31 protein-coding genes are annotated in these 16892 nt (G+C 39.8%); all 31 read left to right on the forward strand.

Features of this window, described 5'->3' with window-relative positions; all coding sequences use genetic code 11:
• The first annotated feature begins 35 nt into the window (after positions 1-35).
• The 31 genes from DES39_RS06920 to rpsD all read left to right on the forward strand — a co-directional run bounded on the left by DES39_RS06920 (position 36) and on the right by rpsD (position 16869).
• The gene (locus DES39_RS06920) at positions 36-896 is read left to right on the forward strand and encodes a PTS system mannose/fructose/sorbose family transporter subunit IID (RefSeq protein ID WP_121145058.1); all 861 of its coding nucleotides are present in this window, start codon (positions 36-38) and stop codon (positions 894-896) included.
• A gap of 34 nt (positions 897-930) precedes the next feature.
• Positions 931-1425, forward strand: a complete 495-nt coding sequence (locus DES39_RS06925) for a PTS sugar transporter subunit IIB (RefSeq protein ID WP_121145059.1) — start codon at positions 931-933, stop codon at positions 1423-1425.
• Between the two features lie 14 nt (positions 1426-1439).
• A complete protein-coding gene (locus DES39_RS06930; RefSeq protein ID WP_121145060.1) occupies positions 1440-1886 on the forward strand; it encodes a PTS sugar transporter subunit IIA in 447 nt (148 codons plus the stop codon).
• Positions 1887-2061: 175 nt separating this feature from the next.
• Positions 2062-3048 (forward strand): hypothetical protein, encoded by a 987-nt coding sequence (locus DES39_RS06935; RefSeq protein ID WP_121145061.1) that lies wholly within the window; start codon positions 2062-2064, stop codon positions 3046-3048.
• 80 nt (positions 3049-3128) lie between these two features.
• On the forward strand, positions 3129-4223 hold the full coding sequence (locus tag DES39_RS06940; RefSeq protein WP_121145062.1) for an iron-containing alcohol dehydrogenase family protein: 1095 nt from the start codon (positions 3129-3131) through the stop codon (positions 4221-4223).
• 350 nt (positions 4224-4573) lie between these two features.
• The gene (gene rpsJ, locus DES39_RS06945) at positions 4574-4885 is read left to right on the forward strand and encodes a 30S ribosomal protein S10 (RefSeq protein WP_009639175.1); all 312 of its coding nucleotides are present in this window, start codon (positions 4574-4576) and stop codon (positions 4883-4885) included.
• A 34-nt stretch (positions 4886-4919) separates the two neighbouring features.
• On the forward strand, positions 4920-5546 hold the full coding sequence (gene rplC / locus DES39_RS06950; RefSeq protein WP_121145063.1) for a 50S ribosomal protein L3: 627 nt from the start codon (positions 4920-4922) through the stop codon (positions 5544-5546).
• Positions 5547-5562: 16 nt separating this feature from the next.
• On the forward strand, positions 5563-6180 hold the full coding sequence (gene rplD, locus DES39_RS06955) for a 50S ribosomal protein L4 (protein ID WP_121145064.1): 618 nt from the start codon (positions 5563-5565) through the stop codon (positions 6178-6180).
• On the forward strand, positions 6177-6479 hold the full coding sequence (rplW, locus tag DES39_RS06960; protein WP_121145065.1) for a 50S ribosomal protein L23: 303 nt from the start codon (positions 6177-6179) through the stop codon (positions 6477-6479). Before rplD ends, rplW begins: the two co-directional genes overlap by 4 nt.
• Positions 6480-6497: 18 nt before the next feature.
• On the forward strand, positions 6498-7322 hold the full coding sequence (rplB, locus tag DES39_RS06965; RefSeq protein WP_121145066.1) for a 50S ribosomal protein L2: 825 nt from the start codon (positions 6498-6500) through the stop codon (positions 7320-7322).
• An 18-nt stretch (positions 7323-7340) separates the two neighbouring features.
• A complete protein-coding gene (rpsS, locus tag DES39_RS06970; RefSeq protein WP_039103318.1) occupies positions 7341-7619 on the forward strand; it encodes a 30S ribosomal protein S19 in 279 nt (92 codons plus the stop codon).
• Positions 7620-7632: 13 nt separating this feature from the next.
• A complete protein-coding gene (gene rplV, locus DES39_RS06975; protein WP_121145067.1) occupies positions 7633-7965 on the forward strand; it encodes a 50S ribosomal protein L22 in 333 nt (110 codons plus the stop codon).
• A gap of 15 nt (positions 7966-7980) precedes the next feature.
• Complete coding sequence (rpsC, locus tag DES39_RS06980; RefSeq protein ID WP_121145068.1) at positions 7981-8685, forward strand: 30S ribosomal protein S3; 705 nt, start codon at positions 7981-7983, stop codon at positions 8683-8685.
• A 12-nt stretch (positions 8686-8697) separates the two neighbouring features.
• Positions 8698-9108, forward strand: a complete 411-nt coding sequence (gene rplP, locus DES39_RS06985) for a 50S ribosomal protein L16 (protein ID WP_039103321.1) — start codon at positions 8698-8700, stop codon at positions 9106-9108.
• Positions 9109-9300 carry a 50S ribosomal protein L29 gene (gene rpmC / locus DES39_RS06990; RefSeq protein ID WP_121145069.1) on the forward strand — a complete coding sequence of 64 codons (192 nt, stop codon included), beginning with the start codon at positions 9109-9111 and terminating at the stop codon, positions 9298-9300.
• A complete protein-coding gene (gene rpsQ, locus DES39_RS06995; protein ID WP_121145070.1) occupies positions 9300-9554 on the forward strand; it encodes a 30S ribosomal protein S17 in 255 nt (84 codons plus the stop codon). Before rpmC ends, rpsQ begins: the two co-directional genes overlap by 1 nt.
• Positions 9555-9751: 197 nt before the next feature.
• Positions 9752-10123, forward strand: coding sequence for a 50S ribosomal protein L14 (rplN, locus tag DES39_RS07000; RefSeq protein WP_025314392.1), 372 nt, complete (start codon positions 9752-9754; stop codon positions 10121-10123).
• Positions 10124-10133: 10 nt separating this feature from the next.
• Complete coding sequence (gene rplX, locus DES39_RS07005) at positions 10134-10448, forward strand: 50S ribosomal protein L24 (protein WP_121145071.1); 315 nt, start codon at positions 10134-10136, stop codon at positions 10446-10448.
• Positions 10449-10461: 13 nt separating this feature from the next.
• Positions 10462-11001 (forward strand): 50S ribosomal protein L5, encoded by a 540-nt coding sequence (rplE, locus tag DES39_RS07010; protein WP_121145072.1) that lies wholly within the window; start codon positions 10462-10464, stop codon positions 10999-11001.
• Between the two features lie 15 nt (positions 11002-11016).
• On the forward strand, positions 11017-11322 hold the full coding sequence (gene rpsN / locus DES39_RS07015) for a 30S ribosomal protein S14 (RefSeq protein WP_121145073.1): 306 nt from the start codon (positions 11017-11019) through the stop codon (positions 11320-11322).
• Between the two features lie 17 nt (positions 11323-11339).
• Entirely contained in the window at positions 11340-11732 is a 393-nt protein-coding gene (gene rpsH, locus DES39_RS07020; RefSeq protein WP_121145074.1) for a 30S ribosomal protein S8, read from the forward strand.
• 11 nt (positions 11733-11743) lie between these two features.
• Positions 11744-12277: a 50S ribosomal protein L6 gene (rplF, locus tag DES39_RS07025; protein WP_121145075.1), complete on the forward strand. Its 534-nt coding sequence runs from the start codon at positions 11744-11746 to the stop codon at positions 12275-12277.
• 9 nt (positions 12278-12286) lie between these two features.
• Positions 12287-12640, forward strand: coding sequence for a 50S ribosomal protein L18 (rplR, locus tag DES39_RS07030; protein WP_121145076.1), 354 nt, complete (start codon positions 12287-12289; stop codon positions 12638-12640).
• 14 nt (positions 12641-12654) lie between these two features.
• Positions 12655-13155 (forward strand): 30S ribosomal protein S5, encoded by a 501-nt coding sequence (rpsE, locus tag DES39_RS07035; RefSeq protein WP_121145077.1) that lies wholly within the window; start codon positions 12655-12657, stop codon positions 13153-13155.
• Positions 13156-13161: 6 nt separating this feature from the next.
• Entirely contained in the window at positions 13162-13341 is a 180-nt protein-coding gene (gene rpmD / locus DES39_RS07040; RefSeq protein ID WP_039103338.1) for a 50S ribosomal protein L30, read from the forward strand.
• A gap of 6 nt (positions 13342-13347) precedes the next feature.
• Positions 13348-13782 carry a 50S ribosomal protein L15 gene (gene rplO / locus DES39_RS07045; RefSeq protein ID WP_121145078.1) on the forward strand — a complete coding sequence of 145 codons (435 nt, stop codon included), beginning with the start codon at positions 13348-13350 and terminating at the stop codon, positions 13780-13782.
• A gap of 8 nt (positions 13783-13790) precedes the next feature.
• Entirely contained in the window at positions 13791-15134 is a 1344-nt protein-coding gene (secY, locus tag DES39_RS07050) for a preprotein translocase subunit SecY (protein WP_121145079.1), read from the forward strand.
• Between the two features lie 26 nt (positions 15135-15160).
• On the forward strand, positions 15161-15274 hold the full coding sequence (gene rpmJ, locus DES39_RS07055; RefSeq protein ID WP_025314403.1) for a 50S ribosomal protein L36: 114 nt from the start codon (positions 15161-15163) through the stop codon (positions 15272-15274).
• A 175-nt stretch (positions 15275-15449) separates the two neighbouring features.
• On the forward strand, positions 15450-15806 hold the full coding sequence (gene rpsM, locus DES39_RS07060; RefSeq protein WP_121145080.1) for a 30S ribosomal protein S13: 357 nt from the start codon (positions 15450-15452) through the stop codon (positions 15804-15806).
• Positions 15807-15821: 15 nt separating this feature from the next.
• Positions 15822-16214 carry a 30S ribosomal protein S11 gene (gene rpsK, locus DES39_RS07065; RefSeq protein ID WP_121145081.1) on the forward strand — a complete coding sequence of 131 codons (393 nt, stop codon included), beginning with the start codon at positions 15822-15824 and terminating at the stop codon, positions 16212-16214.
• 34 nt (positions 16215-16248) lie between these two features.
• The gene (rpsD, locus tag DES39_RS07070) at positions 16249-16869 is read left to right on the forward strand and encodes a 30S ribosomal protein S4 (RefSeq protein ID WP_121145082.1); all 621 of its coding nucleotides are present in this window, start codon (positions 16249-16251) and stop codon (positions 16867-16869) included.
• Positions 16870-16892 lie beyond the last annotated feature (23 nt).

Raw genomic sequence — 16892 nt, forward strand, 5'->3', positions numbered from 1 at the left:
CATTGTTACAAACAGAATATTAGAAGGAAAAGAGTATGAGTGAGATAACACAACAAAGTATTGATTTAAAACCGCAAGAGATCACCAAACGTGACGTGACATTTGCTTGGTTAAGATGGTATTACGCCAATGAAATTCCCCATTCATTTGACCGCTACCTTGCTGCGTCATTGATGTGGGCATTGATTCCAATTTTAAAAAAATTGTATAAAGATAAAGCACAGCTTGCCGCGGCGTATCAACGTCATTTGCTATTCTTTAATACTCAGTTAACTTGGGGTGGGGGAACGATTACGGGGATTATGTCATCTCTCGAATCGGTAAGAGCGAATGAAATATATGAAAACAAACCAATCAGTATTGATGATAATTTGTTATATAATACTAAAGCAGGTTTAATGGGAGCATTAGCCGGTATTGGTGATGCGATTGACTCTGGTACAGTCCAGTATATTTTTATTGCGATCGCGTTACCTTGGGCACAACAAGGATCGGCTGCGGGTGCGTTATTCCCATTCATTGCGTTTGTGCTTTATCAATTAGCGGTTGGTTATTATTTTGCTCAGTTAGGTTTCAAATTAGGGCGAAATGCGGGAGCTGAAGTTGTCGGCGCGAAAATGCAAATGCTGATTGAAGGTCTATCAATACTTGGTCTTTTCATGATGGGTATTTTGGCTGCAAGCTATATTAAAGTTTCATCTAGTTTACAATTTGATATCTCTGGCAAGCAATTTGTTATTCAACAATTGCTGGATCAAATTTTACCAGGTGTTTTGCCATTGTTAGTTGTTGCTGGTCTTTATGTTTATTTCGTGAAAAAAGGTTTAAAAGTAACCAATGCTTTAGTGGGATTAACAGTTATCCTTGCGGTATTAGCGGCAATTGGTGTGTTATAAGATATTGTAATTTTAAAAAAATAGGGTTTTTATTATGGGTAAAGTTGTTTTAGCACGAGTTGACAGCCGTTTAATTCACGGTCAGGTTGCAACCAATGTATCAAAATCAGCAGGTGCTAATGCACTATTTGTGGCAGATGATGTGTCTGCCAACGATGAGTTTACAAAAAACATTATTGTTAGTGCGGGTTCACAAACAGGTCATAAAATACGCGTATTAAAAGAAGATGGCGCAGTACGTTATTGGAATGATCGCCAGTATGATGATTTTAATGTGATGTTAATTACTAAAAGCATTGAAGTGATGTATAAAATACTTAAAGCAGGTGTACCGGTTGCTGAATTAAATATCGGTGGTATTCCACAGACTCCAGGCACCACTAAAGTCATCAACGAAGTGGCAATTAATAAAGAGCAATTAGATCTTTTAGTGGATTTAAAACAAAGCTTAGGCATTGATATTTATTTCCAGGCAACACCTTCATTGAAAAAAGTTTCATTAGATGAAGCTGTCAAAATGTTTGCTTAATTGAGGAGTAAGTTATGATCGGTGTATTATTAGTTAGTCACGGCAAAATGGCTGAAGGTATTAAAGATAGCGTTGGGATGATTGTTGGTGATATCGGCCAATTTGATACACTGGCACTTATACCGGGTCAAGATATTGCAAATTTAGGGACAGACATTTTAGCAAAAACGAAAGCGCTGAATTCTGGAGACGGCGTGCTTATTTTTGTTGATCTATTTGGTGCATCGCCTTATAACGCTTCAATGAAATGTTTACCTGAGTGGGATAAGCTTAATATACAAACACGTGTTGTCACTGGTATGAGTTTACCAATGGTGATTACTGCGGTTTGCAACCGTGATTTTTCATCTCTTGAAGAGCTTGCACAAGATTCTATTAATGCTGGCATTGAAAATATGAAAGATGCGGTAGCTGAGTTACAAGCTGCAAATAGCTCGGCAAGTGATGGGGATGACTACTAGTTTTCCTTCTATTGGATGAATAGCGCTAGGTTATTCATCCAATCACATCAATTTAACGTAATGGGTCTCGATTAGTCGTATGCTGTAAAATAGATAGCATATTGAAGAATTAATTTATTTTATTCTAGCTAAGATTTTTCCATATAACATTCGCATTAGATTAGGTATTTTATTAATGGATTCCTTAACTGATCTTATATTACGGTATTGTATTATCTTCGGCAGACGTTTTTTTGCTAAAGAAAAAATTTCCTTTCTGCGCGTATTTAGCAAAGAAGTGATGCAATTAGGGTATCAATTAGATGCAAAATTAGCTAGATTACAACTGACTAAAAGACGACATCAAAATTTCTACAATGGTTATATTGGCGATTTACATAAAGCCGATATCATTATCTGCACACACTATGATACGGGCGTTAAAAATTTTAATCTAACCAACAAGTACGCATTTAATAGCTATTTTGATAAAAAAAATTATCTAATTAGCTTATTACCGATAATCATTGCATTTCTAATTTCAATTGCCTTAAACCTGTTTCTTTTTATTCCCGGTATTCGTGAAGTGGGTTTGATCAGTTTCTCAGGATTACTATCTTTACTAACAACAATAGTCTTATTCTATTTTATCGTGCGTTATCACAGCGGTGTACCAAATCAGAAAAATTTTGTGTGCAATAGTTCTAGTTTGATTCTATTGCTTAATGTGATGAGTAAGCTAGATAAAAAACGTAAAAGAAAAATAGCATTTGTGTTACTTGATGGTGGATGCACTAATTCCTTTGGTTTGAGAATGTTAGAAAGCTACTCAAAAGATATTCTTAAAAAAACTATTATCTTTGTTGATAGTATTGGTAATGATGAACAGATCCAGATATTCAAGCCTGATAGTTATACGCCGAATTTACAGGATCAGGATATCGAGTTTACGGAAGGGTATATTGATACTCAATTTAAACGTTATCTATTACTTACATCCGGCCATTTAGATAGATTAAAACGAGTCAAAGTCAACTATGCTAATTCCAGTAAAGACAATGCATTATCTGCTGAGCGAATTGAGAAGCATACCGAGACGATACTGAACTTATGCTCACGATTAGTTAGCAGTGATGACGAGTTAGCTGACGATAAAACCAATAAACGCAGTGCCAAAATGTAATTATTCAGTGATTTGATGGATTTAAACGCCTAAGTTTAAGTCTGAATTGTATAACGAAAGATATTGCTATAGGACGACATATGTTAAAAATACAAACACCAAAAAATTATTTACAAGCGTCGGATATTTTATCTCAAGTCGGTAATTATGTTGCTGAATGTGGTCAAGATGCTTTTATTATTGCTGGAGAGAAAGCTTGGCAACAAACGGGGGCTGTGATTGAAAAATCGCTACAAGCTGCGAATGTAAAATTTACCGTTAAACTCATTTCATATAAATGTAATTTAGAAAAACTCACCGCGGTCGCTGATGAAGTTAATGCCCAAAAATCATCAGTAGTTATTGGCGTGGGTGGCGGCACGATTATGGATTGCAGTAAAGTGGTTGCCGAGCTTGCAGGTCCTTTACCGGTTATTCAAGTTCCAACGATTGCGGCGACTTGTGCAGCGTGGTCACCATTTAGTGTGTTATATGATGATAAAGGTGCACATGTAAAAAGTTTTCCATTATCGCGTTATCCTGAATGGATTTTAGTGGACCCTAAAGTCATTGTTAAAGCGCCAGTTCGTTTTTTAAAAGCAGGTATTATTGATGCAGCAGCAAAATGGTATGAGTTTTCACCATATTTAAAAACAAGCGATGACGTTAATTTATTACTTCAGCTGCAAGTGGCGAAATTAACGTATGATATTTTAGTTGAGCACAGTGATCAGGCAATTGAGGATTATAAAGCAGGCCAAGTAACCAAATCACTCAGCCATACCATTGATGCGACTATTGCGTTAGCGGGACTTGCCAATAGCGTGAGAGATAGTGCGCAAAGAACGGGGATTGCTCATGCGATTCACGATAGCTTAACGCATATTCCTGATGTACTAAAATGGGTTCATGGTGAAAAAGTCGGTTATGGTCTGGCAATTCAAGCTATTTTAGAATACCCAAATCCACAAGATCGATTACCGTTACTTAATTGGTTAGCGCGTTTAGATATGCCATTGACACCAGCACAATTATCATCAGCTATATCAGATGAAACACTAGTTGAAATTGCCAATCGCACTAAAATTAAGCCGAACTCATATAAAATGATGCCGTTTGACATTAGTGCTGAATCTATTTTAAACGCATTAAGAGAAAGTCAATCGTTAATCGATTTCATAAACAAAAATCAATAGTTTCTATTTTACTTCCTTATTAATTTAGCCTAGCAATTAGCGCACTAGATTAATAAGGTAAGCTAATGTGCGGTTTTATTAGTATTTGCTGAAGGTTTATAGATTGATTGAAGGGAAACAGTCTTAAGAATTTACATGATTAAAACTTGCATCACTCGATAATTTCAGTATAATAACCAGACTTTGCCGATTAAGGTGAAGATTATTTTTGATATAATTTAGATTATATCGCTACAATACTCCCGATTTGGGGGTTACGTAAAAGAACGGATTACACTCTCCTGTCAATCGAAACAGGATATGAGGAGTAGTCTTTTGTTATAACTTTTTTATAATGGAGCTCTGGTCTCATGCAGAACCAAAGAATCCGAATCCGTCTAAAAGCATTTGATCATCGTTTGATCGATCAATCTACTGCGGAAATCGTTGAAACTGCGAAGCGCACTGGTGCGCAAGTTCGTGGTCCTATTCCATTACCGACGCGCAAAGAGCGTTTCACAATATTGATTTCTCCGCATGTTAATAAAGATGCGCGTGATCAATATGAGATCCGTACTCATAAACGTCTAGTTGATATCGTTGAACCAACTGAAAAAACAGTTGATGCATTGATGCGTCTAGATCTTGCTGCTGGTGTCGACGTGCAGATCAGTTTAGGTTAAGGCCTAGATTGGTAAAGATTGAGAGGTTGAAACAATGATTGGTTTAGTCGGTCGAAAAGTGGGAATGACACGAATCTTCACAGAAGATGGTGTTTCTATCCCTGTAACCGTAGTTGAAGTTGAAGCAAACCGCGTTACTCAAGTTAAAACACTTGAAAATGATGGTTATCAAGCTGTTCAGGTTACCACAGGTAGCAAAAAAGCTAGCCGTGTAAACAAACCTGATGCAGGTCATTTTGCTAAGGCTGGTGTTGAAGCTGGTCGTGGTCTATGGGAATTTCGTTTTGAAGAAGGCGAATTTGCGGTAGGTCAAAGTATTAATGTCGATATATTTACTGACGTTAAAAAAGTGGATGTTACTGGTACATCAAAAGGTAAAGGATTTGCTGGCGTTACTAAGCGTTGGAATTTCCGTACTCAAGATGCTACACATGGTAACTCTTTGGCACACCGTGGTCATGGCTCTATTGGTCAAAATCAAACCCCGGGTAAAGTGTTCAAAGGTCGTAAAATGGCAGGTCACTTAGGTAATGAACGTGTAACTGTTCAAAACCTTGATATTGTTCGCGTAGATTCAGAACGTAACCTTATTTTAATTAAGGGTGCAGTACCTGGCGCAATCAATAGTGACGTTATTGTTAAACCAGCGATTAAAGCTTAACGTCGAGGAGAGTGAAATGGAATTAGTAGTTAAAGACGCGCAAGCGATCTCTGTTTCTGAAACTACCTTCGGACGTGATTTTAATGAAGCATTAGTTCACCAAGTTGTTGTTGCATATGCATCAGGAGCTCGCCAAGGAACTCGTGGTCAAAAAACTCGTGCTGAAGTTGCTGGTTCAGGCAAAAAACCATGGCGTCAAAAAGGTACTGGTCGCGCTCGTGCAGGTTCTGTTAAGAGCCCAATCTGGCGTAGTGGTGGTGTTACATTTGCTGCTAAAAATCAGGATCATAGCCAAAAAGTTAACCGTAAAATGTATCGTGGAGCATTAAAGAGTATTTTCTCTGAATTAGTGCGTCAAGAACGTTTAGTGGTTGTTGAAAAGTTCACTGTAGAAGCACCTAAGACTAAGTTATTAACTCAGAAATTAAAAGATATGGATCTTAACGATGTATTGATTATTACTTCTGAAGTTGATGAAAACCTATTCTTAGCTTCACGTAATATCTATAAAGTCGATGTGCGTGATGTTGCGGGTATTGATCCAGTTAGTTTAATTGCGTTTGACAAAGTTGTGATGACTGTTGATGCAGTGAAACAAGTTGAGGCAATGTTAGCAGAGGAGAAAGTAGCATGATTCGTGAAGAGCGTCTACTAAAAGTCCTGCGCGCACCACATGTTTCTGAAAAAGCATCTCTTTCAATGGAAAAAGCAAATACGTTAGTATTAAAAGTTGCTAAAGATGCTACTAAGAAAGAGATCAAAGCCGCAGTTGAACAACTATTTGAAGTTAAGGTAAATGATGTTAATACGCTTATCGTAAAAGGTAAAGTGAAACGTCGTGGTCAACAAATCGGTCGTCGTAGCGACTGGAAAAAAGCTTACGTCACTTTAGCGGAAGGTCAGAACTTAGACCTTGCGGGCGTCGCTGAGTAATTCGGAGGAGTAAGAACAATGGCAGTTGTTAAGTGTAAACCTACATCTCCGGGTCGTCGCCACGTTGTTAAAGTGGTTAACCCAGAGTTGCATAAAGGAAAACCTTATGCACCGTTGCTTGATTCAAAAAGCAAAACTGGTGGTCGCAATAATAATGGTCGTATCACTACTCGTCATATTGGCGGTGGTCATAAACAACATTATCGTATTGTTGACTTTAAGCGAAATAAAGATGGTATCCCTGCAGTAGTTGAGCGTTTGGAGTATGATCCAAACCGTAGCGCGAATATCGCTTTAGTGTTATATAAAGACGGTGAACGTCGATATATTTTAGCTCCAAAAGGACTAAAAGCTGGAGATCCGATCCAATCTGGTGTTGATGCATCGATTAAAACAGGTAACTGTTTGCCAATGCGTAATATCCCTGTTGGTTCTACTGTTCACAATATTGAATTGAAACCAGGTAAAGGCGGTCAGCTTGCTCGCTCAGCTGGTAGCTATGTGCAAATTGTTGCACGAGATGGTTCATATGTGACTCTTCGTCTTCGTTCTGGCGAAATGCGTAAAGTATTAGCTGATTGCCGCGCAACCATTGGTGAAGTAGGTAATTCAGAACATATGCTTCGCGTATTAGGTAAAGCTGGTGCAAGCCGTTGGCGTGGTATTCGTCCGACTGTACGTGGTACAGCGATGAACCCAGTAGATCACCCGCATGGTGGTGGTGAAGGTCGTAACTTTGGTAAACATCCTGTGTCGCCATGGGGTCAAAAAGCCAAAGGATTGAAAACGCGTAGCAACAAACGTACTGATAAGTACATTGTTCGCCATCGTAATAAAAAATAATTAAATAGAGGATTAGCTATGCCACGTTCTCTCAAGAAGGGTCCTTTTATTGACCTACACTTGCTGAAGAAGGTAGAGAAAGCGGTGGAAAGCGGAGACAAGAAGCCTTTGCGCACTTGGTCCCGTCGTTCAACGATCTTTCCTAACATGATCGGTTTGACCATCGCTGTCCATAATGGTCGTCAGCACGTTCCTGTTTATGTCACCGATGAAATGGTTGGTCATAAACTGGGTGAATTCGCGCCGACTCGTACTTATCGCGGTCACGCAGCAGATAAGAAAGCTAAGAAGAAATAAGTAGGAGAAAGAGATGGAAACAATTGCAAAATATCGCCACGCTCGTTCTTCTGCGCAAAAAGTTCGCTTAGTTGCTGATCTTATTCGCGGTAAGAGTGTGTCGCAAGCACTTAATATTTTAACTTACACCAATAAAAAAGCGGCTGTATTAGTTAAAAAAGTATTGGAGTCTGCAATTGCTAATGCAGAGCATAACGATGGTGCTGATATTGATGATCTGAAAGTTGCAAAAATTTTCGTAGATGAAGGCCCTAGCATGAAGCGTATTATGCCTCGAGCTAAAGGTCGTGCAGATCGAATTTTGAAGCGTACGAGTCACATAACTGTGATCGTGTCTGATCGCTAGGTCTGGAGAATAGCAATGGGTCAAAAAGTAAATCCAAATGGTATCCGATTAGGTATTGTCAAACCTTGGACATCTACCTGGTATGCAGATACAAAAGAATTCGCTGATAATTTAGATGGCGATTTTAAAGTGCGTAATTTCTTGAATAAAGAGTTAGCACAAGCGTCAATCTCGAAAATTGTGATCGAACGTCCAGCTAAAAGCATTCGTGTGACTATTCATACGGCTCGTCCTGGTATCGTGATCGGTAAGAAAGGTGAAGACGTTGAAAAATTACGTAATGCCGTAGCAAATATTGCAGGCGTTCCTGCGCAAATCAATATTGCTGAAGTTCGTAAGCCTGAGCTTGATGCAAAATTAGTTGCTGACAGTATCACTGCACAATTAGAGCGTCGTGTGATGTTCCGTCGTGCAATGAAACGTGCAGTACAAAATGCAATGAAAGCTGGCGCTAAAGGTATCAAAGTTGAAGTCAGTGGTCGTTTAGGTGGAGCTGAAATCGCTCGTTCTGAATGGTATCGTGAAGGCCGTGTGCCATTACATACATTACGTGCTGATATCGACTATGGGTTATCTGAAGCACTAACAACTTATGGTATTATTGGTGTTAAAGTGTGGATCTTCAAAGGTGAGATCCTTGGTGGTATGGCTGCCGTTGCAGAAGCAGAAAATAAACCTGCGGCTCAACCGAAAAAGCAGCGTAAAGGCCGGAAACAATAAGGAGCGTCGCTGATGTTACAACCTAAGCGTACAAAATTCCGTAAAATGCATAAGGGTCGCAATCGCGGTCTTGCTGCAGGTGCCGATATCAGTTTTGGTACTTTCGGTCTGAAGGCTGTTGGTCGTGGTCGTTTGACTGCGCGCCAGATCGAAGCAGCGCGTCGTGCTATGACTCGTGCAGTTAAGCGTCAAGGTAAAATCTGGATTCGAGTATTCCCTGATAAACCAATTACTGAAAAACCACTTGAAGTGCGTATGGGTAAAGGTAAGGGTAACGTTGAATATTGGGTTGCACTGATTCAACCAGGTAAAGTCCTTTATGAAATGGATGGTGTACCGGAAGAAGTTGCTCGTGAAGCATTTGCGTTGGCAGCGGCAAAACTGCCGATTAAAACCACCTTTGTAATTAAGACGGTGATGTAAATGAAAGCAAAAGAGCTACGCGAAAAAAGCGTTGAAGAGTTAAATACTGAACTTCTAAACTTATTACGTGAACAATTTAATTTACGTATGCAGTTAGCGGGTGGACAGTTACAACAAACTCATTTAGTTAAACAAGTGCGTCGTGATATTGCACGAGTTAAAACATTATTAACTGAGAAGGCGGGTGCGTAATGACTGATAATATTCGTACTCAGCAAGGTCGTGTGATTAGTGACAAAATGGATAAATCTATTACAGTTGCTATTGAACGTAAAGTGAAACACCCTTTATATGGTAAATTCATTAAGCGTACGACTAAATTGCATGTACATGATGAAAATAACGAGTGTGGTATTGGTGATACTGTTGAAATTAAAGAGTGTCGTCCTTTATCTAAGACTAAGTCTTGGACTTTAGTTCGAATCGTTGAAAAGGCAGTTGTTTAATCTTTTTGATTAAAAATTGTACATAATATCATAAACGGCTAACTATAGCCGTTTATTTTATACTACCCATTTGGATTGAGTGGTGTTATACTATGCACCCTCATGATAATTGGGGATTTGGTTGTTTATTCTTATCCATGGTAATTGATATGGATGAAGGTAGATTAGACAATAATTTATTAATACGGAGCATTAAAATGATCCAAGAACAGACTAGGCTTGATGTTGCCGATAACTCTGGCGCACGTAGCGTAATGTGTATCAAGGTTCTGGGTGGATCGCACCGTCGATATGCGGCAGTCGGTGATATCATCAAAGTTACCATTAAAGAAGCAATTCCACGTGGTAAAGTAAAAAAAGGTGATGTACTGAAAGCTGTTGTGGTGCGCACTAGAAAGGGAGTTCGTCGCCCTGATGGATCTGTCATTCGTTTCGATCGTAACGCTTGTGTTATTTTAAATAATAATAGTGAGCAGCCGATTGGTACGCGTATTTTTGGACCGGTCACTCGTGAACTTCGTTCTGAGAAGTTTATGAAGATCATTTCACTAGCACCAGAAGTACTGTAAGGAGCGGGTAATGGCAGCGAAAATCCGTCGAGAAGATGAAGTTATCGTGTTAACTGGTAAAGATAAAGGTAAACGCGGTAAAGTTAAAAGTGTTTTGTCTACAGGCAAAGTGATTGTTGAAGGTATTAATTTGGTGCGAAAACATCAAAAACCAGTACCAGCATTAAATCAAGAGGGTGGGATTGTTGAACAAGAAGCAGCTATTAATGTTTCTAATGTTGCAATTTACAACTCTGCTACAGGCAAAGCTGATCGCGTAGGCTTCCGTTTTGAAGATGGCAAAAAAGTCCGCTTCTACAAGTCTACTAATGAAACAATTAAGTAATTTGGAGTGTACGATGGCGAAACTGCATGATTACTACAATGCACAGGTAGTAAATAAACTGCAAGAACAGTTTGGCTACAAATCTGTCATGCAAGTCCCTCGGATCGAAAAGATCACCTTGAATATGGGTGTGGGTGAGGCTATTACTGATAAGAAATTATTAGATAATGCTGTAGCAGATTTAGCTGCTATCAGTGGTCAAAAACCACTAGTCACTAAAGCACGCAAATCAGTTGCTGGTTTTAAAATCCGTCAAGGGTATCCTATTGGTTGTAAAGTAACTTTACGTGGCGAACGTATGTGGGAGTTCTTTGAACGTCTTGTATATATAGCACTACCACGTACTCGAGATTTTCGTGGTTTAAGCGCAAAATCTTTTGATGGTCGTGGTAACTATAGTATGGGTGTTCGTGAGCAGATCGTTTTCCCTGAAATTGACTATGATAAAGTCGATCGTGTTCGTGGTCTAGATATTACTATCACGACTACTGCACAATCAGATGATGAAGGCCGCGCGTTGTTGTCTGCCTTTAACTTTCCATTTCGCAAGTAAGGGTAGGGTAAACTAATGGCTAAACAATCAATGATTGAGCGTGATAAAAAACGCGTAAAGCTAGCAAATAGATACTTTGCAAAGCGTCAAGAATTAAAGGCGATCATCTCTGATGTGAATGCAACAGATGAAGATCGTTGGAATGCAGTGCTTAAATTGCAAACGCTTCCTCGAGATTCTAGTCCATCTCGTCAACGTAACCGTTGTCGTCAAACGGGCCGTCCTCATGGCGTCCTTCGTAAGTTTGGTCTAAGCCGTATTAAGATTAGGGAAACTGCTATGCGCGGTGAAATTCCTGGTCTTAAAAAGGCAAGTTGGTAATCAGAGGAGTGTTATAGATGAGCATGCAAGATCCTATCGCAGATATGTTGACCCGAGTTCGTAATGGGCAAGCTGCGAACAAAGTTGCGGTCACCATGCCTTCCTCTAAGTTAAAAGTGGCAATTGCCAACGTGCTAAAAGAAGAAGGTTATATCCAAGACTATAAAGTTACAGGTGACACAAAACCTGAATTGGAAATTACATTAAAGTATTTCCAAGGTAAGGCAGTTGTAGAAAGTATCAAACGCGTTAGTCGTCCTGGTTTACGTATTTATAAACGTAAAGATGAATTACCAAAAGTAATGGCAGGATTAGGTATCGCAGTTATTTCTACTTCTAAAGGTGTTATGACTGATCGTGCAGCACGCCAAGCAGGTCTTGGTGGTGAAATTATCTGCTACGTAGCGTAAGGGAGAAAAAAATGTCTCGTGTTGCTAAAGCACCTGTCGTTATTCCTGCTGGCGTAGAGGTAAAACTCAACGGTCAGGAAATTACGATTAAAGGTAAAAATGGCGAGTTATCTCGTTCAATTAATAATGCTGTTGTTCTTAACCAAGAAGATGGCGCAATTAAATTTGCTCCACGTGAAGGCGCTGCTAATGCTTGGGCACAAGCAGGAACCGCAAGAGCATTGGTTAACTCAATGGTGATAGGTGTTACTGCCGGATTCACTAAAAAACTTCAGCTAGTTGGTGTGGGTTATCGTGCACAACTTAAAGGTAATGCAATTGGTTTATCACTTGGATTTTCTCATCCAATTGAGCATCAATTACCTGCAGGTGTGACCGCTGAGTGTCCTTCTCAAACTGAAATCATCCTGAAAAGTGCTGATAAACAGTTAATTGGACAAGTTGCAGCAGATATCCGTGCTTATCGTCGTCCTGAGCCTTATAAAGGTAAAGGTGTTCGTTACGCCGATGAAATCGTGCGTACTAAAGAAGCTAAGAAGAAGTAAGGTAACACTATGGATAAGAAATCAGCTCGTATCCGTCGTGCCACAAAAGCGCGTGCTAAGATGCGTGAGTTACTGGCAACACGTCTTGTTGTCCACCGTACTCCGCGTCATATCTATGCGCAGATTATCGCACCAAACGGATCTGAAGTACTGGCAGCCGCTTCAACACTTGAAAAAGCTATCAGTGAAAATTTAAAATACACAGGAAACAAAGAAGCAGCAGCGGCAGTTGGTAAAGCAATTGCAGAACGTGCATTGGCGAAAGATATTAAAGATGTCTCTTTTGACCGTTCTGGTTTCCAATATCATGGTCGAGTTCAGGCGCTAGCAGATGCTGCTCGCGAAGCTGGCCTACAGTTCTAAGGTAGGAGTTAAAGATGTCAAACATCGAAAAACAAGCTGGTGAACTGCAGGAAAAACTAATCGCAGTTAACCGCGTTTCAAAAACCGTTAAAGGCGGCCGTATTTTTAGTTTTTCTGCACTAACAGTGGTTGGTGACGGTAATGGTCGTGTCGGTTTTGGTTATGGTAAAGCTCGTGAAGTTCCAGCCGCTATTCAAAAAGCGATGGAAAAAGCACGTCGTAACATGATTAATGTAGCATTAAACAATGACACGTTACAGCATCCAGTAAAAGGTGCTCACACGGGTTCACGCGTTTACATGCAACCAGCGTCAGAAGGTACAGGTATCATTGCCGGTGGTGCAATGCGTGCTGTACTTGAAGTTGCCGGAGTTCGCAACGTTCTTGCTAAAGCGTATGGTTCTACAAACCCAATTAATGTGGTGCGTGCAACTATTGATGGATTAGAAAATATGAAATCACCAGAAATGGTCGCAGCAAAACGTGGTAAAACCGTCGAAGATATTTTGGGGTAATGAGCCATGGCAAAAACGATTAAAATTACACAAACTCGCAGTTCTATTGGACGTTTACCAAAGCATAAAGCTACGTTACGTGGATTAGGATTACGTGGAATTGGTCATACTGTTGAGCGCGAAGATACACCAGCGATGCGCGGTATGGTTAACCAAGTTTATTACATGGTTAAAGTAGAGGAGTAATAGGTAATGCGTTTAAATACTTTATCTCCTGCTGAAGGTTCAAAGCATGCATCTAAGCGTCTAGGCCGAGGTATTGGATCTGGATTAGGAAAAACAGGTGGTCGTGGTGTTAAAGGTCAGAATTCTCGTTCAGGCGGCGGTGTTCGTCGTGGGTTCGAGGGTGGTCAAATGCCATTATATCGCCGTTTACCGAAATTCGGTTTTACTTCACGCAAATCTTTAGTAACAACTGAAGTTCGTCTTTCAGAATTAATGAAAGTCGAAGGTGATGTTGTTGATTTAAATTCGCTTAAAGCCGCAAACGTAATTGGTACACAAATTGAATTTGCAAAAGTAATGTTAGCAGGTGAAATTACTAAACCAGTAACAGTTCGTGGTATTCGTGTTTCTAAAGGTGCGAAAGCTGCAATTGAAGCTGTTGGTGGAAAAATCGAGGAATAATTAGAAAGATGGCAAAGCAACCAGGATTAGATTTCCAAAGTACGAGAGGCGGTGGCAGTGAGCTCAAAAGGCGATTAATATTTGTTCTTATAGCGCTTGTTGTGTTCCGAATTGGTTCTTTTATTCCCGTTCCTGGTATCGATACTGAGGCATTAACCAAGTTACTTTCACAAGCTGCAAGTAATAATGGTATTATTGGCATGTTCAATATGTTCTCAGGTGGTGCGTTAAGCCGAGCTTCAATTTTTGCATTAGGTATCATGCCGTATATTTCTGCATCAATTATTGTGCAGTTATTAACGGCGATAAATCCTAAGCTTGCAGAGTTGAAAAAAGAAGGTGAATCAGGTCGTAAAAAAATTAGTCAGTATACGCGTTATGGTACTTTAGTTCTTGCGATTTTACAGGCTGTTGGTATTGCGACAGGTTTACCTCAGATTCCAGGATTTGGTCAAGTGGTTATTAATCCTGGTTTCTCTTTTTATTTTATCGCCTCAGTAAGTTTAGTTACTGGCACTATGTTTCTAATGTGGCTTGGTGAACAGATCACTGAACGCGGTGTGGGTAATGGTATCTCAATTATTATCTTTGCTGGTATTGTTGCAGGCCTCCCCCATGCTATTGGTGAAACTATTGCAAAAGCTCGTTTAGGCGAATTGCACCCGCTATTATTATTAGTTGTTGCAGCCTTAGTTATTGGTATTACTTACTTTGTTGTTTTTGTTGAACGTGGTCAACGACGTATTGTGGTAAACTACGCACAACGGCAACAAGGGCGCCGCGTTTATGCGGCACAAAGTACCCATCTACCATTGAAGATTAATATGGCTGGGGTTATTCCTGCTATTTTTGCTTCAACAATTGTGATGTTACCAGCAATGATGGCATCATGGTTACAAGGTGATGGACAAGGTTGGCGTTATATTTTTGTTGTGATTGGGCAGTATTTTTCACATGAACAGCCGCTTTATATTATTTTTTATGCTGCTGCGATTATCTTTTTCTGCTTCTTCTATACAGCATTAGTATTTAATCCTCGTGAAACCGCGGAACAGCTAAAAAAATCAGGCGCATTTATTCAAGGAACTCGCCCTGGTGAACAAACAGCGAAATACATTGACCGAATTATGACGCGTTTAACGTTAGTTGGTGCTCTTTATATCACTTTTGTTTGTTTGGTTCCAATGTTTATGACTTCTGCAATGAAGGTTCCAGTCCAATTTGGTGGAACATCACTATTAATTGTTGTTGTTGTAATCATGGATTTTATGGCTCAGGTACAGACTCTGATGATGCCAAATCGTTATGAGTCCGTTTTAAAGAAAGCGAATCTTAAAGGCTATGGTCGTTAAGATCGCCCGAAGTTACGGAGAAAAAAATGAAAGTTCGTGCTTCAGTCAAGAAATTATGTAGAAATTGCAAAATCATCAAACGTAATGGTATCGTTCGTGTTATCTGCGTTGAAGGTAAGCATAAACAACGCCAAGGTTAAGTAATCTTAACTTTTAAGTTGGACTTTGCATATTTTACTTGCCAAAGTATAGTAAAGCTGGCTAGAATAGCCAGCCTATAATTATTGTGGTCCCTTTATTTGAGTATCCTGAAAACGGGCTTTTCGGTATAGAGGTGACTTAAATTATATTAATATTAACTAATAGGAGTGCATAGTGGCCCGTATAGCAGGCATTAACATTCCTGATCAACAACATGCGGTTATCGCTCTACAAGCGATTTATGGTATCGGTAATACTCGTGCCAAAATCATTTGTGAAGCTGCAGGTATCGCTGAGCATGTTAAGATCAGAGAACTATCTGAAGATCAGATTGAACAGTTACGTGAACAAGTTGCAAAATTCACTGTTGAAGGTGATTTGCGTCGTGAAGTGACTATGAGTATCAAGCGTTTATTAGACCTTGGTTGTTATCGTGGTATACGTCATCGCCGTGGACTTCCAGTTCGTGGTCAACGTACAAAGACTAACGCACGTACCCGTAAGGGACCGCGTAAGCCTATCAAGAAATAATCGGGGTAATTAAGAATGGCAAAGACACCTGTTCGTGCTGCACGTAAGCGTGTAAAAAAACAAGTTTCTGATGGTATAGCTCATGTTCATGCATCTTTCAATAATACAATCGTGACAATTACCGATCGTCAAGGTAATGCATTAGGTTGGGCAACCGCTGGTGGTTCAGGATTCCGAGGCTCTCGAAAATCTACGCCTTTTGCTGCGCAAGTTGCAGCAGAACGTTGTGCTGAGGCTGTGAAAGAATACGGAATTAAGAATCTGGAAGTTATGGTAAAAGGACCTGGTCCTGGTCGTGAGTCAACAATTCGTGCATTGAATGCAGCGGGTTATCGCATCACAAACATCACTGATGTTACTCCGATTCCTCATAACGGTTGTCGTCCACCAAAGAAACGTCGTGTTTAAACACTTGACGTTTTAGGATTATTGGAGAAAGAAAATGGCAAGATATTTGGGACCAAAACTCAAATTAAGTCGTCGTGAAGGTACTGATTTATTTCTTAAATCAGGTGTTCGCGCGATTGAAAGTAAATGTAAACTAGAACAGGCTCCAGGTCAGCATGGTGCGCGTAAGCCACGTTTATCTGACTATGGTGTTCAGTTACGTGAAAAACAAAAAGTTCGTCGTATTTACGGTATTTTAGAAAAACAATTCCGTAACTATTACCATGAAGCTGCTCGTATCAAAGGTAATACAGGTGAAAACTTGTTAAATCTTTTAGAACGACGCTTAGATAATGTTGTGTATCGCATGGGATTTGGTGCAACTCGCGCTGAAGCTCGTCAATTAGTCAGCCACAAAGCTGTGTTGGTTAATGGTCATGTTGTTAATATCGCTTCTTATCAGGTTTCAGCTGAAGATGTTGTTAGCGTTCGTGAGAAAGCTAAAAAACAAGCACGTATTAAAGCTGCGTTAGAGTTAGCAGAACAACGTGAAAAACCAACTTGGTTAGAAGTTGATGCCAGCAAAATGGAAGGAACATTCAAGCGAATTCCTGAACGTGCTGATTTATCAGCTGACATCAATGAACATTTGATCGTCGAACTTTACTCTAAGTAAAGTTAGTACTTAAGAGAGGACAC

The organism is Orbus hercynius, assembly GCF_003634275.1.
Taxonomy (GTDB): domain Bacteria; phylum Pseudomonadota; class Gammaproteobacteria; order Enterobacterales; family Orbaceae; genus Orbus; species Orbus hercynius.

Bases quoted from the DNA above. Each gene is read 5' to 3' on its own strand.
- DES39_RS06920 (WP_121145058.1), top strand. From the start codon at position 36: ATGAGTGAGATAACACAACAAAGTATTGATTTAAAACCGCAAGAGATC.
- DES39_RS06925 (WP_121145059.1), top strand. From the start codon at position 931: ATGGGTAAAGTTGTTTTAGCACGAGTTGACAGCCGTTTAATTCACGGT.
- DES39_RS06930 (WP_121145060.1), top strand. From the start codon at position 1,440: ATGATCGGTGTATTATTAGTTAGTCACGGCAAAATGGCTGAAGGTATT.
- DES39_RS06935 (WP_121145061.1), top strand. From the start codon at position 2,062: ATGGATTCCTTAACTGATCTTATATTACGGTATTGTATTATCTTCGGC.
- DES39_RS06940 (WP_121145062.1), top strand. From the start codon at position 3,129: ATGTTAAAAATACAAACACCAAAAAATTATTTACAAGCGTCGGATATT.
- rpsJ (WP_009639175.1), top strand. From the start codon at position 4,574: ATGCAGAACCAAAGAATCCGAATCCGTCTAAAAGCATTTGATCATCGT.
- rplC (WP_121145063.1), top strand. From the start codon at position 4,920: ATGATTGGTTTAGTCGGTCGAAAAGTGGGAATGACACGAATCTTCACA.
- rplD (WP_121145064.1), top strand. From the start codon at position 5,563: ATGGAATTAGTAGTTAAAGACGCGCAAGCGATCTCTGTTTCTGAAACT.
- rplW (WP_121145065.1), top strand. From the start codon at position 6,177: ATGATTCGTGAAGAGCGTCTACTAAAAGTCCTGCGCGCACCACATGTT.
- rplB (WP_121145066.1), top strand. From the start codon at position 6,498: ATGGCAGTTGTTAAGTGTAAACCTACATCTCCGGGTCGTCGCCACGTT.
- rpsS (WP_039103318.1), top strand. From the start codon at position 7,341: ATGCCACGTTCTCTCAAGAAGGGTCCTTTTATTGACCTACACTTGCTG.
- rplV (WP_121145067.1), top strand. From the start codon at position 7,633: ATGGAAACAATTGCAAAATATCGCCACGCTCGTTCTTCTGCGCAAAAA.
- rpsC (WP_121145068.1), top strand. From the start codon at position 7,981: ATGGGTCAAAAAGTAAATCCAAATGGTATCCGATTAGGTATTGTCAAA.
- rplP (WP_039103321.1), top strand. From the start codon at position 8,698: ATGTTACAACCTAAGCGTACAAAATTCCGTAAAATGCATAAGGGTCGC.
- rpmC (WP_121145069.1), top strand. From the start codon at position 9,109: ATGAAAGCAAAAGAGCTACGCGAAAAAAGCGTTGAAGAGTTAAATACT.
- rpsQ (WP_121145070.1), top strand. From the start codon at position 9,300: ATGACTGATAATATTCGTACTCAGCAAGGTCGTGTGATTAGTGACAAA.
- rplN (WP_025314392.1), top strand. From the start codon at position 9,752: ATGATCCAAGAACAGACTAGGCTTGATGTTGCCGATAACTCTGGCGCA.
- rplX (WP_121145071.1), top strand. From the start codon at position 10,134: ATGGCAGCGAAAATCCGTCGAGAAGATGAAGTTATCGTGTTAACTGGT.
- rplE (WP_121145072.1), top strand. From the start codon at position 10,462: ATGGCGAAACTGCATGATTACTACAATGCACAGGTAGTAAATAAACTG.
- rpsN (WP_121145073.1), top strand. From the start codon at position 11,017: ATGGCTAAACAATCAATGATTGAGCGTGATAAAAAACGCGTAAAGCTA.
- rpsH (WP_121145074.1), top strand. From the start codon at position 11,340: ATGAGCATGCAAGATCCTATCGCAGATATGTTGACCCGAGTTCGTAAT.
- rplF (WP_121145075.1), top strand. From the start codon at position 11,744: ATGTCTCGTGTTGCTAAAGCACCTGTCGTTATTCCTGCTGGCGTAGAG.
- rplR (WP_121145076.1), top strand. From the start codon at position 12,287: ATGGATAAGAAATCAGCTCGTATCCGTCGTGCCACAAAAGCGCGTGCT.
- rpsE (WP_121145077.1), top strand. From the start codon at position 12,655: ATGTCAAACATCGAAAAACAAGCTGGTGAACTGCAGGAAAAACTAATC.
- rpmD (WP_039103338.1), top strand. From the start codon at position 13,162: ATGGCAAAAACGATTAAAATTACACAAACTCGCAGTTCTATTGGACGT.
- rplO (WP_121145078.1), top strand. From the start codon at position 13,348: ATGCGTTTAAATACTTTATCTCCTGCTGAAGGTTCAAAGCATGCATCT.
- secY (WP_121145079.1), top strand. From the start codon at position 13,791: ATGGCAAAGCAACCAGGATTAGATTTCCAAAGTACGAGAGGCGGTGGC.
- rpmJ (WP_025314403.1), top strand. From the start codon at position 15,161: ATGAAAGTTCGTGCTTCAGTCAAGAAATTATGTAGAAATTGCAAAATC.
- rpsK (WP_121145081.1), top strand. From the start codon at position 15,822: ATGGCAAAGACACCTGTTCGTGCTGCACGTAAGCGTGTAAAAAAACAA.
- rpsD (WP_121145082.1), top strand. From the start codon at position 16,249: ATGGCAAGATATTTGGGACCAAAACTCAAATTAAGTCGTCGTGAAGGT.